Origin of the sequence: Verrucosispora sp. TAA-831, assembly GCF_050780145.1 — a bacterium.
In the GTDB taxonomy this organism is placed as follows: Bacteria; Actinomycetota; Actinomycetes; order Mycobacteriales; family Micromonosporaceae; genus Micromonospora.
Window position 1 is genome coordinate 960,191 of the sequence record NZ_CP192240.1, and the last position, 15,266, is coordinate 975,456.

General features: G+C 71.8%; 14 protein-coding genes. 4 read left to right on the forward strand and 10 right to left on the reverse strand.

Annotation, left to right across the window (positions count from 1 at the left end):
• Positions 1-124: 124 nt before the first annotated feature.
• Positions 125-457 carry a hypothetical protein gene (locus tag ACQVFL_RS04505; RefSeq protein WP_431728747.1) on the forward strand — a complete coding sequence of 111 codons (333 nt, stop codon included), beginning with the start codon at positions 125-127 and terminating at the stop codon, positions 455-457.
• A gap of 22 nt (positions 458-479) precedes the next feature.
• Here ACQVFL_RS04505 and ACQVFL_RS04510 read toward each other — a convergent pair whose 3' ends face one another.
• The 3 genes from ACQVFL_RS04510 to ACQVFL_RS04520 form a co-directional block, all read right to left on the reverse strand.
• Complete coding sequence (locus ACQVFL_RS04510; protein ID WP_431728748.1) at positions 480-1,739, reverse strand: acetyl-CoA C-acetyltransferase; 1,260 nt, start codon at positions 1,737-1,739, stop codon at positions 480-482.
• A gap of 88 nt (positions 1,740-1,827) precedes the next feature.
• Positions 1,828-2,619: an SGNH/GDSL hydrolase family protein gene (locus tag ACQVFL_RS04515; RefSeq protein WP_431728749.1), complete on the reverse strand. Its 792-nt coding sequence runs from the start codon at positions 2,617-2,619 to the stop codon at positions 1,828-1,830.
• Positions 2,620-2,680: 61 nt separating this feature from the next.
• Positions 2,681-3,733 (reverse strand): SGNH/GDSL hydrolase family protein, encoded by a 1,053-nt coding sequence (locus tag ACQVFL_RS04520; protein ID WP_431728750.1) that lies wholly within the window; start codon positions 3,731-3,733, stop codon positions 2,681-2,683.
• Positions 3,734-3,895: 162 nt separating this feature from the next.
• Here ACQVFL_RS04520 and ACQVFL_RS04525 point away from each other — a divergent pair, with 162 nt between their 5' ends.
• Both ACQVFL_RS04525 and ACQVFL_RS04530 read left to right on the forward strand, forming a co-directional pair.
• Complete coding sequence (locus ACQVFL_RS04525) at positions 3,896-4,252, forward strand: YkvA family protein (protein ID WP_396692649.1); 357 nt, start codon at positions 3,896-3,898, stop codon at positions 4,250-4,252.
• A gap of 82 nt (positions 4,253-4,334) precedes the next feature.
• Positions 4,335-5,705, forward strand: a complete 1,371-nt coding sequence (locus ACQVFL_RS04530; RefSeq protein WP_396692651.1) for a cystathionine beta-synthase — start codon at positions 4,335-4,337, stop codon at positions 5,703-5,705.
• Positions 5,706-5,876: 171 nt separating this feature from the next.
• Here ACQVFL_RS04530 and ACQVFL_RS04535 read toward each other — a convergent pair whose 3' ends face one another.
• From ACQVFL_RS04535 to ACQVFL_RS04565, 7 genes are all read right to left on the reverse strand, one after another.
• A complete protein-coding gene (locus tag ACQVFL_RS04535; RefSeq protein WP_431728751.1) occupies positions 5,877-6,386 on the reverse strand; it encodes an N-acetyltransferase family protein in 510 nt (169 codons plus the stop codon).
• A complete protein-coding gene (locus ACQVFL_RS04540; RefSeq protein WP_431728752.1) occupies positions 6,383-7,312 on the reverse strand; it encodes a ribonuclease Z in 930 nt (309 codons plus the stop codon). The genes ACQVFL_RS04535 and ACQVFL_RS04540 overlap by 4 nt, the downstream gene beginning before the upstream one ends.
• 337 nt (positions 7,313-7,649) lie before the next feature.
• Positions 7,650-8,840, reverse strand: a complete 1,191-nt coding sequence (locus tag ACQVFL_RS04545) for an osmoprotectant NAGGN system M42 family peptidase (protein WP_396692657.1) — start codon at positions 8,838-8,840, stop codon at positions 7,650-7,652.
• On the reverse strand, positions 8,837-10,729 hold the full coding sequence (gene ngg, locus ACQVFL_RS04550) for an N-acetylglutaminylglutamine synthetase (RefSeq protein ID WP_431728753.1): 1,893 nt from the start codon (positions 10,727-10,729) through the stop codon (positions 8,837-8,839). Before ngg ends, ACQVFL_RS04545 begins: the two co-directional genes overlap by 4 nt.
• A 2-nt stretch (positions 10,730-10,731) precedes the next feature.
• Entirely contained in the window at positions 10,732-12,516 is a 1,785-nt protein-coding gene (locus ACQVFL_RS04555; protein ID WP_396692660.1) for an N-acetylglutaminylglutamine amidotransferase, read from the reverse strand.
• A 251-nt stretch (positions 12,517-12,767) separates the two neighbouring features.
• Entirely contained in the window at positions 12,768-13,430 is a 663-nt protein-coding gene (gene msrA / locus ACQVFL_RS04560; protein WP_396692662.1) for a peptide-methionine (S)-S-oxide reductase MsrA, read from the reverse strand.
• A 73-nt stretch (positions 13,431-13,503) separates the two neighbouring features.
• Positions 13,504-13,926, reverse strand: coding sequence for an HIT family protein (locus tag ACQVFL_RS04565; protein ID WP_431728754.1), 423 nt, complete (start codon positions 13,924-13,926; stop codon positions 13,504-13,506).
• Positions 13,927-14,111: 185 nt separating this feature from the next.
• On the opposite strand from ACQVFL_RS04565, the gene ACQVFL_RS04570 reads away from it, so the two are divergent.
• Positions 14,112-15,254, forward strand: a complete 1,143-nt coding sequence (locus ACQVFL_RS04570; RefSeq protein ID WP_431728755.1) for a cystathionine gamma-synthase — start codon at positions 14,112-14,114, stop codon at positions 15,252-15,254.
• Positions 15,255-15,266 lie beyond the last annotated feature (12 nt).

Consider the following 15,266-nt stretch of genomic DNA (forward strand, 5'->3'; position numbering starts at 1 on the left):
GCGACCGACCGGCGCCCGCCCCTCCAGGGGCGGGCGCCGTCGTTCGTGCGGCACCCCCGCCCGGGCCTCCTCCGTCGGCGGCGGGCATGATCGCCGGCTCCCGGGTGGTGCGTACAGTGCGGGGATGGGCGATTCGCAGGGGCGCGACGAGGTGGGGCGAGGCGTCGAACTGCTGGTGCGGCAGGTGGGGCACTGGCAGCAGCCGCGCTGGGCGGCCACCGCCTCCCGGCACGACGTGTCCCGGGCCGAGCTGATGCACCGGCTGGTGCAGGCGATCGCCGACCTGGCCGCCGACGTGGAGGGGCGGCCACGGCGGACCGTGCCCCGGCTCGACAACGACCTCGTCCTGCCCGACCAGCTCCGGGTGGTCGCCGCCGACCTGCTGGCCGCCGGCCCGACCGACGAGGCGCTGGCGCGGGCCGCGACCGAGGTGGCCGCGACCCGCACCGCGCTCTAGACGTTTCCTTCCAGGTCCCGCGTCAGTTCAGGCGTTCGAGGACCATCGCCATGCCCTGTCCGCCGCCGACGCACATGGTCTCCAGGCCGATGGTCTTGTCGTGCCACTGCAACGCGTTCAGCAGCGTGCCGGTGATCCGGGCACCGGTCATCCCGAAGGGGTGCCCGACCGCGATCGCGCCGCCGGCCACGTTCAACTTCTCCTCCGGGATGCCGAGCTGCCGGTACGACGGGATCACCTGAGCCGCGAACGCCTCGTTGATCTCCACCAGGTCGACGTCGTCGATGGTCATGCCGGCCCGCGCCAGCGCCTGGCGACTGGCCTCGACCGGGCCGAGCCCCATGATCTCCGGCGAGAGCGCGGTGACGCCGGTCGAGACGATCCGGGCCAGCGGCGTGACACCCAACTCCTCGGCCCGCTGGGCGCTCATCACGACCACGGCGGCGGCCCCGTCGTTGAGCGGGCAGCAGTTGCCGGCGGTGATCCGACCGTCCGGCCGGAACACCGGCTTGAGCGCGGAGACAGCCTCCAGCGTCACCCCGGCACGCGGGCCGTCGTCGGCGGAGACCACGGTGCCGTCCGGCGTGGTGACCGGGGTGATCTCGCGGGCCCAGAAGCCGTCCGCGATCGCCTTCTCCGCCAGGTTCTGGCTGCGGACGCCGAAGGCGTCCATGTCGGCACGGCTGACATCGTGCACCTGGGCCAGGTTCTCGGCGGTCTGCCCCATCGCGAGGTAGACGTCGGGCAGGGCGCCCTGCTCGCGGGGGTCGGTCCAGACCGGTGCGTCGGCCTCCGTACGGCTCTTGGAGCGGTCACGCGCCTCGGCGAACCGGGGGTTCTCCCAGCGGCCCAGGAGGGCCTGTGCCTCCGGAGGGAGGACGTCGGAGTTGCCCCGGGCGTACCGGGAGACGGTCTCCACACCGGCGGAGACGAAGACGTCGCCCTCACCGGCGCGGATCGCGTGCATCGCCATCCGGGTGGTCTGCAGGGACGAGGCGCAGTAGCGGGTGGTCGTGGCGCCGGGCAGGCCGTCCAGGCCCATCAGGACGGCGACCACCCGGGCCATGTTGAAGCCCTGCTCGCCGCCGGGCAGGCCGCACCCCAGATAGAGGTCGTCGATCTGGCGGGGGTCGAGTTGGGGGATCTTGTCCAGGGCGGCCTGCACGATGGTGGCGGCGAGGTCGTCCGGCCGGACATCGCGGAGGGAACCCTTGTGGGCCCGGCCGATGGGGGAGCGGGCGGTGGCGACGATCACGGCGTCGCGGGACGACTCAATCGGCATGGGCCCACGCTAACTCGACGGTAACTTGCAGCGGAAGTTTTCCACCGTCGGGAAATGTCACCCCGCCGGGCCGACCGATCGACCCAGGTCAGCGACGCGGCTTGACCGCTGCCGCGGCCACCACGGCCGGCAGCAGGGCGTGCGCCCACACCCGGTAGCCGTCGGCGGAGGGGTGGTAGCCGTCGTGGCAGAACGTTCCCGCGTCGGCCCGGAACACCGGACCGGTCTCGGTGGCCAGGTCGACGACCGTGCCACCGGCGTCCAAAACCGCGCTGGTCTGTGCCCGCGCGACCCAACGTCCCACCAGGCCGACGACCTGACGCAGGGGAGGGGCGATCGCGCGCACCGCGCCCAGGTCCGGGCAGGTGCCGACGACGACCTCCACGCCCGCCTGGCGCAGCCGGTGCACGGCCGCCCCGAGGTACGCGGCGGCGTCGGCCGGTCGGCGCATGCTGGTCACGTCGTTCGCACCGACCAGGATGACCGCGACGTCCGGCCGTTCGCCGAGCAGCGCCCGCGCCACCTGCGTGGCCAGGTCGGTCGAGCGGGAACCGGAGACGCCGACGCTGGACAGGTGCACCTGCCGACCGGCAGTCCCCTCGGCGAGCAACTCGGCCAGTTGACCGCCGATGGTGTCGCCCAGACGGTCGACTCCGACGCCGAGGGCCGAGGAGTCACCGAGCAGCACCAGACGCAGCACCGGCGCGCCGCTGCGGCCGACCGTGGCCCGGAGCGCGAGCCCCAGCTCCGGCTGGGCGTACCGGCGGTTGCGGGCCGCCACGGCCTGTCCGGCCAGGACGGCGGCTCCGCCGAGCGTGCTGGCGAGCAGGGAGACGGCGGCGGTGCGGGCGACCCAGGCACCGGGAGACAGCCCGGTCATCGGGTCGCTCGCAGGCGCGTGCCGACACACCGTGGCCCCTGCTGCGGCCTGATCCGCTCGATCATCTGAATCCCTCCACTGCGGGTGAGTCGATCGCGGCGGCCGGCTGTGGTGTCGTGCCGCCTCCGAAGAAGCCCCGGCGGCGAAGCTGTGCCCACCGACCGGCCGGCCCGCTCTCGCTGCCGCGGACCTGCGCTCCGCTGACCTCCGTCCCCGGGTGCTGGACCGCTTCCTGAGCGGCCTTCGGCAATGACCGTACGCCTTCCGGACGCGTGCGCGAAGGCCCGCTTTCGGCGCCCGCCGAGAGCGCGGAGACCACCGTGGGCAACAGCGCCGCCGCGGCCGCCGCGTAACCCTCGGCGGACGGGTGGAACCGGTCCCAGGCGAACATCCGTCCCGGCTCGGCGTCGAACCGGGGACCGAGCAGGTCACCGAGGGAGACCGTCCAGCCGCCCGCCGACACGACGGCGACGGTCTGGGCGGCGGCGAGCTGCCGACTCCACCGGCGGGCCAGCCACCGCAGCGGCGGCTGGATCGGCCGGATCGCCCCCAGGTCGGGACAGGTGCCGACGATCACCTCGGCCCCGGCCGCCCGCAACGCGCGGACCCCCTCGGCGAGATGCCGGATGGCCAGCGCGGGCGGCGTCCGGTTGGTCACGTCGTTGGCGCCGATCAGGATCACCGCGACGTCGGGATCGCAGTCCAGCGCCGCCTCGACCTGGAAGCGCAGGCCCGCCGAGATGGCCCCGACCACGGCGAAGCGGTGCAGCCGGACCGGCCGTCGCAGCCGCCGGGACAGGCCGGTCGCCAGCAACGCACCGGGCGTCTCGCGGCGACGGTGCACGCCGTAGCCGGCGGCCGAGGAGTCGCCGAGCACGACCACGGTGATCGGGGTACCGGGGAACTTCGCACCGTAGACCCCGTCGCAGCGCGGTGGTGGCGCCTCGGCCATCGGAATGGTCCGCCGGGCCTGCCGGGCCTGGCCGAACAGCACACCGGTGGTGGCCGCCGCAGCGGCCACCGTGGCACCCGTGCCGATGGCCGCGAGGCGGGCCACCCGCCACGTACGCTGCCAGCGCGGACGCTCCGAGACGACGGAATCAACCACCCCCATGAAGCGACACTAGCGCGCGGGTACGACGGCTCGCTGTCGTCGAGGACTCTGCGCGGATGCCTGGAAAACGACCGATCTGGGTACTTGGCGACGCAGCGTCGTGTGACGGATCGTGGAGGTTGCGCCGGGTCGTCACGCTGCACGGTGGAGAGGAGCACGACGATGGCTAAGACGTTGAAGCGGGGTGCGGCGTTCGTTGCCCTGGCCCGGGCCCTGACGGCCGGATCCCGGGGCGGACCGACGCTCGGCGCGCGGATCGGGGCGTTGCCCAGGATGATCGCGGCCACCGCTCGCGGTCAGTACGACGGCGGGATGCGACTGGCCATGATGACGGCGGCCACCGCCTACATCGTCTCGCCGATCGACGCCGTACCGGAGATGTTCCTGACGGTGTTCGGGCTGATCGACGACGCGGTCATGGTGACCTGGTTGGCCGGGGCGGTGCTGGCCGAGACCGAGCGTTTCCTGGAGTGGGAGGCGCGCGGCGGCTCCGTGATCCCGGGGCACGTGGTGCCCTGACCCGACGTACCCTGGGCGCGGGAATCACGCGAGTCACCCGCCCGGCCTCCGGCGCCGGCGCCGCAGGAAAGGGCACAACGAGGTGCAGTACTACGACAACGTCGTCGAGATGATCGGTAACACGCCGCTGGTGCGGCTGCGTACCGTCGCCGAGGGCATCCAGGCGACCGTGCTGGCGAAGGTGGAATACCTCAACCCCGGCGGCTCGGTCAAGGACCGGATCGCGCTGCGGATGGTCGAGGACGCCGAGGCCGCCGGCATCCTCCGGCCCGGTGGCACCATCGTCGAGCCGACCAGCGGCAACACCGGTGTCGGGCTGGCCCTGGTGGCGCAGCTCAAGGGCTACCGGTGCGTGTTCGTCTGCCCCGACAAGGTCAGCCAGGACAAGCAGGACGTGCTGCGGGCGTACGGCGCCGAGGTGGTCGTCTGCCCGACCGCCGTCGCGCCCGAGGACCCCCGCTCGTACTACAACGTCTCCGACCGGCTGGCCCGGGAGATCCCCGGCGCCTGGAAGCCCAACCAGTACGCCAACCCGGCCAACCCCCGCTCGCACTACGAGACCACCGGACCGGAGCTGTGGAAGCAGACCGAGGGCCGGATCACGCACTTCGTCGCGGGGGTGGGCACCGGCGGCACCATCTCCGGCATCGGGCGCTACCTGAAGGAGGCGTCCGGCGGCACCGTCAAGGTCATCGGCGCGGACCCGGAGGGTTCGGTCTACTCCGGCGGCACCGGTCGGCCCTACCTGGTCGAGGGCGTCGGCGAGGACTTCTGGCCGGAGACCTACGACCGGGACGTGGCCGACGAGATCATCGAGGTGTCGGACAAGCAGTCCTTCGAGATGACCCGGCGGCTGGCCCGGGAGGAGGGGCTGCTGGTCGGCGGCTCCTGCGGGATGGCGGCGGTGGCGGCGTTGGAGGTGGCTCGCGCCGCCGGACCGGACGACGTGGTCGTGGTGCTGCTGCCGGACGGCGGTCGGGGCTACCTTTCCAAGATCTTCAACGACGCCTGGATGGCCCGCTACGGCTTCCTGGACAACTCCGGCTCCGAGCCGACCGTGGCGCAGGCGCTGGCCGCCAAGCCCGGTCAGCTTCCCGAGCTGGTGCACGTACACCCCACCGAGACGGTCCGCGACGCGGTCGACTACATGCGCGAGTACGGCGTCTCACAGCTCCCGGTGCTCAAGGCCGAGCCGCCGGTGGTGACCGGCGAGGTGGCCGGCTCGATCGCCGAGAAGGACCTGCTGGACGCGCTCTTCACCGGCCAGGCCCAACTGCACGACACGATCGAGCGGCACATGGGACCGGCGCTGCCGATGATCGGTGGCGGCCAGCCGGTCAGCGAGGCGGTGAACCTGCTGGAGAAGTCCGACGCCGCGCTGGTGCTGATCGACGGCAAGCCCAAGGGCGTCCTCACCCGCCAGGACCTGCTCGCCCACCTCGGCGCCCGCTGAGGCATAGGGAACCTGAGTGCAAGGAAGGGCACCCTGTTAACGCCTCGTGCATAGCAGGGGACCCCTACTAACGCCGCGAGCGGCTCCCGGACGTCGACATCGGGGAGCTGCGAGCCCGGTTGTCAGTAGGGGACCCCTGCTCTACCGCCGGCGTTAACAGGGTGCCCTTGCTTACACCCCGCGGGTGTAGCGCAGTTGGGGTGCCTGCGTGGTGCCGATCAGCTCGACGCGTTCGACTCCGGTGGGGGACCACCCGCCCCGCTCGTAGAAGCGGCGGGCGGGCCCGTTCTCGCGCAACACCCAGAGTGCCGCACGGCGCCAGCCCCGGGTACGCATGCCGGCCAGGGCGTCGACCATCAGTTCGCGACCGACGCCCCGACCGCGTTCGGCGGGGGCCAGGTGGATCGCGCACAGGAGTCCGGTGTCCGGGTCGTCCTCGTCGTCCGGGCCGGAGTAGCTGAAGCCGGCGAGGGTGTCGCCCCGCATGGCCAGGATCATCCGGTGGCTGTCGCGTTCCCAGATCCATCGTTCGGCCCAGTATTCACCCATGGCCTCCGGCGTCGGGTCGGCCAACGCCTCCGGCGGCAGGAACGACGAGTACGCGGCGACGCGCGAACGCTGGTGCAGGGCGCCCACCGCCATCAGGTCCTCGGCGGTCGCGGCACGCAGCGTGACAGTCACTCCGCCGAGGGTACCCGCCGGGGCGGCACCTGAACCGTGGTCAGATCCTCGGCGATCACCAGGTCCCCGTCGAAGTGTCGGCGCGCCTCCTCGGCGAAGCGGTGCGGGTCGGCGTAGCGCTGGGAGAAGTGGGTCAGCACGAGTCGGCGTACCCCCGACTCGGCCGCCACCCGCGCGGCCTGTCCGGCGGTCAGGTGCCCGACCTCGGCGGCGAGTGCCGCCTCCGACTCCAGGAACGTCGACTCGATCACCAGCAGGTCGGCCTGGTCGGCCAGCGCGTACACCCCGTCGCAGAGGCCGGTGTCCATCACGAAGGCGAACCGCTGCCCGGGGCGGGGCACGCTCACCTCCTCCCGGGTGACGCGACGCCCGTTCCGGTCGAGGTGGCCGACGCGCTGCAACTCGCCGACCGCCGGCCCGTCGACGCCGTACGCGGCCAGCTTCTCCGGCAGCATCCGGCAGCCGTCCGGCTCCACCAGCCGATACCCGTACGTGTCGACGGGGTGCCGCAGTCGGCGGGCCTCCAGCGTGCCGCAGCGCAGCGCGATGCGCTGCCCGTCCGCCTCGATGGGCGTGACGGCCAGTTCGGCGGTCTCGTGGAAGGAGCTGGCGTGCCGCAGTCGGGCGAAGTACTCGGCACCCTCGGCGGGGAAGTGCACCGCCACCGGATGCGGTACCCGGTCCAGCGAGAGGCGCTGGATGGTGCCGGGCAGGCCGAGGCAGTGGTCGCCGTGGAAGTGGGTGACGCAGATCCGGGTCAGGTCGGTCGCGGTGACCGTGGTGTGCAGCAGTTGCCGCTGGCTGCCCTCGCCCGGGTCGAAGAGGATCACCTCGTCGTCCCAGCGGAGCACGTACCCGTTGTGGTTGCGGGCCCGGGTCGGGGCCTGACTGGCCGTGCCCAACACCACCAGCTCGCGCATCGACACGGCGACCTCCAGCGAGGGGGACCCGGACAAAGGGCGACCCCCGGGGTTTCCGCGCGGACGCGGACCGACTGGACTGAGTCGGCACCCCGGGGGTCGGGTGGCTTGTCGTGGATTCGCCGCACCGCTGCCACACGGTCTCGACGCTTGTCACTGCCCGCCTGCGGAACAGACGGTCACTGTCGAGGACAGCGGCTAGCGGACAGCCACCTCACGAGTCCGATTGCTATACAAGTCTGGACCACCTCCTTTCACGTGTACCGCCACGTTATCCAGCGGCGGCCCCACCGGCAACGGATTTCGATCACATCCGTCTCCACGGCCCGTGCCGGGCGTACGGTCACTCCTGGGCGATGCCGATCGGACCCTTGCGGGGGCCGTCCGCGCTGGCCGGCTGCACCGCCAGCGACGGGAAGTCGGCCAGGTCGCCCTCCGGCTCGGCGTCCCACTCGGGGAACACCAGGTCGCTCTGGAGGTAGAGGCAGAGCAACTGGGCCAGGTGGTGCAGCCCGTCCAGGTGGGTGCGCTCGTGCCCGTGGGTGGCGTCGACGCCGAAGCCGAGCAGGGCCACCCGGGCGTGGGCGCCCGCCTCGACCGCCGCCGCCACGTCCGAGCGGTAGTAGTCGAAGACGTCGCGGACCAGGTCGACGTCGTGTTCACGGGCGATCGCCGCGAGATTCCGGGTCAGGTGGTAGTCGAACGGTCCCACCCCGTCGCCCATCGCCAGGGTGGCGGCGTTCTCCCGGGACTGCTGCCCGGGGGCGACGACGGCGGCGTCCACCGAGACGATCTCGGCCACGTCCGGGTCGAGCCCGTGCGACGCGCCGTGACCGATCTCCTCGGTGACGGTGACCAGCAGGTGAGCGGTGACGGCCGGCTTCACCCCGGCGTCGACCATCGCCTTGAGCGCCGCCAGCACCGCCGCCACACCGGCCTTGTCGTCCAGGTGCCGGGACTTGACGTAGCCGCTGGGCGTGACCGTCGGGTTGGGCAGGAACGCGACGAAGTCCCCGGCGTCGATGCCGAGCGCCCGCAGCCCGGCGATGTCCTCCACCGGCTCGTCGATGCGTACCTCGACCTGCTCCCAGCCGATGCCCTGCTCGTCCACCGCCTCGTTGTACCGGTGCCCGCTGGCCTTGAGCGGCAGCACCTGACCGGTGACCACGCGGTCCAGGTCGTCGGTGAAGACCCGGACGTGGGCGCCCTCGGCGAACCGCGCGCTGTGTGTACCGATCGGGTTCAGCTCGAGCCGACCGTTCTCCTTCAGCCGCTTGACCATCCCGCCGATGGTGTCGGTGTGTACCACGATCGCCCGGTCCGCCCCGGTTTCCCGAGGACCGGGCAGGCAGGCGCTGAGCGCGCCCCGGCGGGTCAGCGTCGACGGGATGCCGAGCGCCGACAGACGCTCACCGACGTACTGCTGCACGTGGTCGGTGCGTCCCGACGGGCTCGGGATGTCCAACAACTCCACCATCACCTGACGCAGGTAGTCGAGGTCGATGGGGAGCGGAGTGGTCTTGCGTACGGTCATGCCCCAGATGGTGCCGCACCGGCCGGCGTCCACAGCCGTTGCGGTGCCCGAGTCCCGGGGAAAAGCAGGTCCACGAAGCGTTCGGCGGTCGGCTGGGGCTCGTGGTTGGCCAACCCCGGTCGCTCGTTGGCCTCGATGAAGACGTGCTCGGGTCGGTCCGGAGCGGGAACCAGCAGGTCGAGCCCGGTGACCGGGATGTCCAGCGCCCGACTGGCCGCCACGCACGCCTCCGCGATCAGCGGGTGCAGTTCACCGGTGACGTCGTGGATGGTGCCCCCGGTGTGCAGGTTCGCGGTCCGGCGTACGGCCAGCACCTGACCCTCGGGCAGGACGTCGGAGAGCGTGTACCCGGCCTCGGCGACCACGTCCCGGGTCATCTCGTCGAGCGGGATGCGGGACTCGCCACCGGTGGCGGCGGCCCGACGACGGCTCTGCCGCGCGATCAGCTCGGTGATGTCGTGCACGCCGTCGCCGGTGATCGAGGCGGGGCGGCGTACGGCGGCGGCCACCACCTCGTGGTCGATCACGACGACCCGCAGGTCCTCACCGGTGCACAGCTCCTCCAGCAGCACCTCGGGACAGAACCGGGCGGCCACCTCGACGGCGGCGGCCAGCGCCTCGTCGGTGCGTACCCCGACGGTGATGCCGTTGCCCTGTTCGCCCCGGGCCGGCTTGACCACCAGTTGGCCCACCTCGGCCAGGAACTCCGCGTCGGCGGCGTCACCGGTGGCGGTCCGCCCGCGCGGCACCGACAGGCCGGCCTCGGTCAGGATGCGGCGGGTGACCCGCTTGTCGTCGCAGCGGCTCATCGCCACCGCCGAGGTCAGCTCGGAGAGCGACTCGCGGGTGAGGATGGTCCGGCCACCACTGGTCAGCCGCAGCTCACCCCAGGCGGCGTCGGTCACCTCCACCCGGATGCCCCGGCGCATCGCCTCGTCGGCGACGATCTTCGCGTACGGGTTGAGCTCGTCGTATCCGGTCGGCATGGCCGGCAGGAACAGCCGCTCGTTGATCGGGTTCTTCCGCTTCACGCAGAGCGTGGCGGTGCGATAGAAGCCGAGTCGCTCGTAGAGCCGGATCGCCCCGGCGTTCTCGGCGAGCACGGAGAGATCGACGTACGCCCGGCCCCGGGCCACCAGTCGGGTGGCCAGCTCGGTGATCAGCGCCTGGCCGGTGCCCGGCGGCGCCTGGTTGAAGTCGACCGTCAGGCACCAGAGGCTGGCCCCGTTGTCCGGGTCGTCGAAGACCGCCACGTGGTCGACGCCGGTGATGGTGCCGACGATCTCGCCGGTCGCCGCCTCCGCCACCAGGTGCAGGAAACGGTCCGTGGCGGCGTTGTCGACGAGGATGTCCACCGGGGCGGTGACCATGCCGTTGGCCGCGTAGATGCGGTTCACGGCGTCCGCGTCGGCGGCGTCGCGCAGCCGGCGGATGCGGACCCCGGGAAGCTCGCCGCGCCCGTTCACGGCGGCCGGGGTGTCGGCGTTGCCGGCCTCCTCGGTCGTGCCGTCGGCCCGACGCGGACCAGGCCGGGCTCCACCCAGCGGCAGCCGGAAGGTCAGCGACGGGTCGATGAACAACTCGTCGGGCAGCCGGGACACCAGCACGTGCGGGTCCCGCAGATAGATGCAGATGTCCCGGGCGCCGGCCGCCTCGGAGCGCAGCACGTCGGCGACGGCGGCCTGGTCGGTGAAGGTCTGGCCGAAGACCAGCCGCCCCCACCCGCAGTCGAGGATGACGCCCTCGTCGCCGCCGGCACGGTCGTCGTCGGTGGCGTCGCCGGTGTTCGCGGCGATCGGATCACCGCCCGGCCCGACCCGCTCGTACCGTCGTCCCGCGCCTCGACCTCGGTCGGTCCGGGCCACCCCTGTCGCCAGGGTGTCGGTCACGGTCAGTCGATTCCGTGGCTCTGGAGCCACATTTCCAGGAGTCCGAGTTGCCACAGCTTGTTTCCGTTCAACGGGGTCAGTTCGGCGTTGGGCGCGTCGAGCAGGGCGTTGACGTAATCGGTGCGGAACAGGTCGCGGCGGCGGGCCTCGGGCGCGGAGAGCGCGTCCCGTACCCGGTCGAGGAGCTTGCCCTCCAGGTGGGTGAGGCCGGGGACCGGGAAGTAGCCCTTCGGCCGGTCGATGACCTCGTGTGGCAGCACCCGGCGGCCGATCTCCTTGAGCACCCCCTTGCCGCCCTGAGCCAGTTTCAGCTCCGGCGGGCAGGCGGCGGCCAGTTCGACGAACTCGTGGTCCAGGAAGGGCACCCGGGCCTCCAGCCCGTGCGCCATGGTCATGTTGTCGACCCGCTTGACCGGGTCGTCGGTGAGCATGATCTGCGTGTCCAGGCGCAGGCCGGCGTCGACGGCGGTCTGCGCGCCGGGCCGCGCCAGGTGCGCGGCGACGAACTCCCGCGCCGGGTCGGCGTCGGTGAGCCACTCCCGGTTGAGGACCCGGGCCAGGCCGCTCGCGTCGCGGTCGAAGAAGGCCCGCGCGTACGTGTCGAGGGCCTGCTCGCGGCCGACCTCGGCCAGCGGCGGGTACCAGTGGTAGCCGCCCAGGATCTCGTCGGCGCCCTGACCGGACTGGACCACCTTGACGTGCCGGGAGACCTCCTGGCTGAGCAGGTAGAACGCGACGCAGTCGTGGCTGACCATCGGCTCGCTCATGGCGGCCACGGCGGCCTCCAGCGGCGGCACCAGGTCCTGGGCGGCGATCCGGAGCTGGTGGTGGTCGGTGTCGAAGGTCTTGGCGACCACGTCGGAGTAGCGGAACTCGTCGCCCTCCCGGCCGCCGACCGCGTCGAAGCCGATCGAGAAGGTGGAGAGACCGCGCTGCCCCTCACCGGCCAGCAGGGCGACCACCAGGCTGGAGTCCAGGCCGCCGGAGAGCAGCACGCCCACCGGCACGTCGGCGACCATGCGTCGCCGTACGGCGGTGGTCAGCGACTCCAGCAGCGCGTCCTGCCAGTCCTTCTCCGACCAGCCGGAGTACTCCTCCCGGCGGAGGAAGGACGGGTCCCAGTAGACGCGCTCGTGGGTGGCGCCGTCGGGCTCGTAGACCCGGACGGTGGCCGGGGGCAGCTTGGTGACGCCGCGCAGGATGGTGCGCGGCGGCGGCACGATGCTGTGGAAGCTGAGGTAGTGGGCGAGCGCCACCGGGTCGATGGCGGTGTCCACGCCGCCACCCGCGACCAGGGCGGGCAGGGTGCTGGCGAAGCGCACCACACCGGGCGACTCGGCGAGGTAGAGCGGCTTGATGCCGAGCCGGTCCCGGGCCAGCACCAGGCGGCCGGTGTCCCGTTCGGTGATCGCCACGGCGAACATGCCGATCAGGTGGTCGACGAAGTCGAGCCCCCACTCGGCGTACGCCTTGATGACGACCTCGCTGTCACCGCTGGAGAAGAAGTGGTGGCCCTTGGCCGCCAGCTCGGCGCGCAACTCGCGGTAGTTGTAGATGCAGCCGTTGAAGACGCCGGTCAGGCCGGCGGCCGAGTCGACGATGGGCTGGCCGCTGGCGGCCGACAAGTCGATGATCTTCAGACGCCGATGGCCGAGGGCGACCGGTCCCTGGGCCCACACACCGCCACCGTCAGGCCCCCGGTCGCACATCGTTGCGGCCATTCGCTCCACCGTCCCGACGTCGGCACGCGACGCGTCCCGTCGGAACTCCCCAGCTAGTCCGCACATGCGAGCCAATGCTGCCAGAGGTTGTTGCGATTCGCCTGTTGAGACCATGACGGTCGTGTAACAGCATTGCTAGAATCCGCGCCCGCACGATCAGCCGCGCGACATCTGCCAGCGAGGGCGGGTGAAAGATGCCCGGCTGCGGGGACTTTCCCGACTTGCCCCGCCTGTCGGGCTGTGACGAGCGCCGCAATTTGGATCATCGCGCCCGGTGCGTACCGGCCCGCCCGTCGGGCGAGCCGGTCGCGAGCGGGTCAGCCGGTGGTGCGTGCCACGCCGACCGGGCAGCTCAGCCCGTTCGGGCCGTGGTTGCAGTAGCCGTTCGGGTTCTTGGTCGGTGCCAGGTACTGCTGGTGATAGTCCTCGGCGAGGAAGTAGTCGCCGAGGCGGCTGATCTCCGTGGTGATCTCGCCCTTGCCCGCCCGGGCCACGATCGGCGCGAACGCCTCCCGGGACGCCTCGGCGGTGGCGTACTGCTCGTCGGTGGTGGTGTAGATCGTCGAGCGGTACTGCGTGCCGACGTCGTTGCCCTGGCGCATGCCCTGGGTCGGGTCGTGGTTCTCCCAGAAGACCTTGAGCAGGTCCTCGTAGCTGATCGTGGCGGGGTCGTAGACGACCTGGACCACCTCGGCGTGCCCCGTCCCGCCGGAGCAGACCTCCTCGTAGGTCGGATTCGGGGTGTAACCACCCGCGTATCCGACGGAGGTGGTGTAGACGCCCGGAAGGGTCCAGAACAACCTCTCGGCACCCCAGAAACACCCCATGCCGAACACGGCGACCTGGGAGCCCTCGGGGAACGGCCCCTTGAGCGGGGTCCCGAGCACCTCGTGCCGGTCGGCGACCGGCATCGCGATCGGGCGGCCGGGCAGGGCCCGGTCAGGGGAGATCATCTCGGCCTTCATGCTGCGGAGGAACACGGTGGAACTCCTTTCGTACCTTCCCCGCGTGCAACACCGGCGGACCCCACTTCCTTACCCGCCCCGCGCGCGCTCAGGCGCTGTCCGCCAGGGCGTGCCGCACACGCTCGGCGTACGCGGTCGCCTCGGCGTCGTCGGCGTAGCGGGTACGCGGCCAGAAGAAGCCCCGCAGGCCGTCGCCCTTGGTCCGGGGCACCACGTGGGTGTGCAGGTGGGGTACCGACTGGGACACCTTGTTGTTCATGGCCACGAACGTGCCGCCCGCGCCCAGACCGCTCTCCACCGCGACGGCGAGCCGCCGGACCAGCCCGAAGTAGCCGGCGAGCGACTCCGGCGGCAGGTCGGCGAGAGTGACCAGGTGGGTGCGGGGCACCACCAGCACGTGCCCCTTGAACACCGGACGGGTGTCCAGGAACGCCACACCATCGTCGGTGTCGACCACCCGGAACGCCGGCACCTCGCCCGCCACGATCCCGCAGAACACACATCCCGCCATCGGCTCAGATTATGGCCGTACCCACGTGTCCCGCTCGGCGCGACGCGGCGGGCTGTCGCATCGCGAGGTCGGAGGGAAGACCCTGGATCGTCGCGGCCGGACCTGGACACCCCGAATCCACCGAGTGACCGGGCCACGATCGGGTTCCACACGCTGGGACGAGGGGGAGGACTAACGTCTGCGTCATGACCCACGGCTTCGAGACGCTCGCGATTCACGCCGGCCAGGACCCGGAGGCCCGCACCGGCGCGGTGATCCCACCGATATATCAGACCAGCACCTACGCCCAGGACGCCGTCGGTGCGCCCCGGCTCGGATACGAGTACAGCCGTTCCGGCAACCCCACCCGGGACGCGCTCCAGGAGTGCCTGGCCGCGCTGGAGGGCGGGCCGGTCGGTCTCGCCTTCGCCAGCGGCCTGGCCGCCGAGGACACGCTGCTGCGGACCGTCTGCGGTCCCGGTGACCACGTGGTGATCCCGGACGACGCGTACGGCGGCACGTACCGGCTGTTCGCCAAGGTGGCGCAGCGGTGGGGACTGACGTACACCCCGGCGAAGGTCTCCGACCCGGACTCGGTCCGGGCCGCGATCCGGCCCGGCACCACGAAGGTGGTCTGGTTGGAGACGCCGACCAACCCGCTGCTCGGCATCGCCGACATCGCCACCCTGGCCGCCGTCGCCCACGACGCCGGGGCGCTGCTGGTGGTGGACAACACGTTCGCCTCGCCGTACCTGCAACAGCCGATCGCCCTCGGCGCGGACGTGGTCGTGCACTCCACCACGAAGTACGTCGGCGGACACTCCGACGTGGTCGGTGGGGCGTTGATCGCGGCCGACGCCGGGCTCGGTGAGGAACTGCGCTACCACCAGAACGCGATGGGCGCGGTCAACGGCCCGTTCGACGCCTGGCTGACGCTGCGCGGCATCAAGACCCTCGGGGTACGGATGGACCGGCACTGCGACAACGCCGAGCGGATCGTCGGCTACCTGGACGGGCACGCCAAGGTGGCCGAGGTCCTCTACCCGGGCCTGCCGTCGCACCCCGGTCACGAGGTGGCCGCCAAGCAGATGCGCCGGTTCGGAGGCATGATCTCGTTCCGGGCGGCCGGGGGTGAGGAGCACGCCGTCGAGATCTGCAACCGGGCCCGACTCTTCGTGCTCGCGGAGTCCCTCGGCGGGGTGGAATCCCTGATCGAACACCCGGGTCGGATGACACACGCCAGCGCTGCCGGCTCGCCGCTTGAAGTTCCCTCCGATCTCGTGCGACTGTCTGTCGGCATCGAGACGGTCGAAGACCTGCTCGGCGATCTGGAGCAGGCGCTGGGCTGACCGCTGGCTGGG

Bases quoted from the DNA above. Each gene is read 5' to 3' on its own strand.
- ACQVFL_RS04545 (WP_396692657.1), bottom strand. From the start codon at position 8,840: ATGACCGTACGCAAGACCACTCCGCTCCCCATCGACCTCGACTACCTG.
- ACQVFL_RS04520 (WP_431728750.1), bottom strand. From the start codon at position 3,733: ATGGGGGTGGTTGATTCCGTCGTCTCGGAGCGTCCGCGCTGGCAGCGT.
- ACQVFL_RS04505 (WP_431728747.1), top strand. From the start codon at position 125: ATGGGCGATTCGCAGGGGCGCGACGAGGTGGGGCGAGGCGTCGAACTG.
- ACQVFL_RS04570 (WP_431728755.1), top strand. From the start codon at position 14,112: ATGACCCACGGCTTCGAGACGCTCGCGATTCACGCCGGCCAGGACCCG.
- ACQVFL_RS04565 (WP_431728754.1), bottom strand. From the start codon at position 13,926: ATGGCGGGATGTGTGTTCTGCGGGATCGTGGCGGGCGAGGTGCCGGCG.
- ACQVFL_RS04510 (WP_431728748.1), bottom strand. From the start codon at position 1,739: ATGCCGATTGAGTCGTCCCGCGACGCCGTGATCGTCGCCACCGCCCGC.
- ACQVFL_RS04525 (WP_396692649.1), top strand. From the start codon at position 3,896: ATGGCTAAGACGTTGAAGCGGGGTGCGGCGTTCGTTGCCCTGGCCCGG.
- ACQVFL_RS04515 (WP_431728749.1), bottom strand. From the start codon at position 2,619: ATGACCGGGCTGTCTCCCGGTGCCTGGGTCGCCCGCACCGCCGCCGTC.
- ACQVFL_RS04555 (WP_396692660.1), bottom strand. From the start codon at position 12,516: ATGTGCGGACTAGCTGGGGAGTTCCGACGGGACGCGTCGCGTGCCGAC.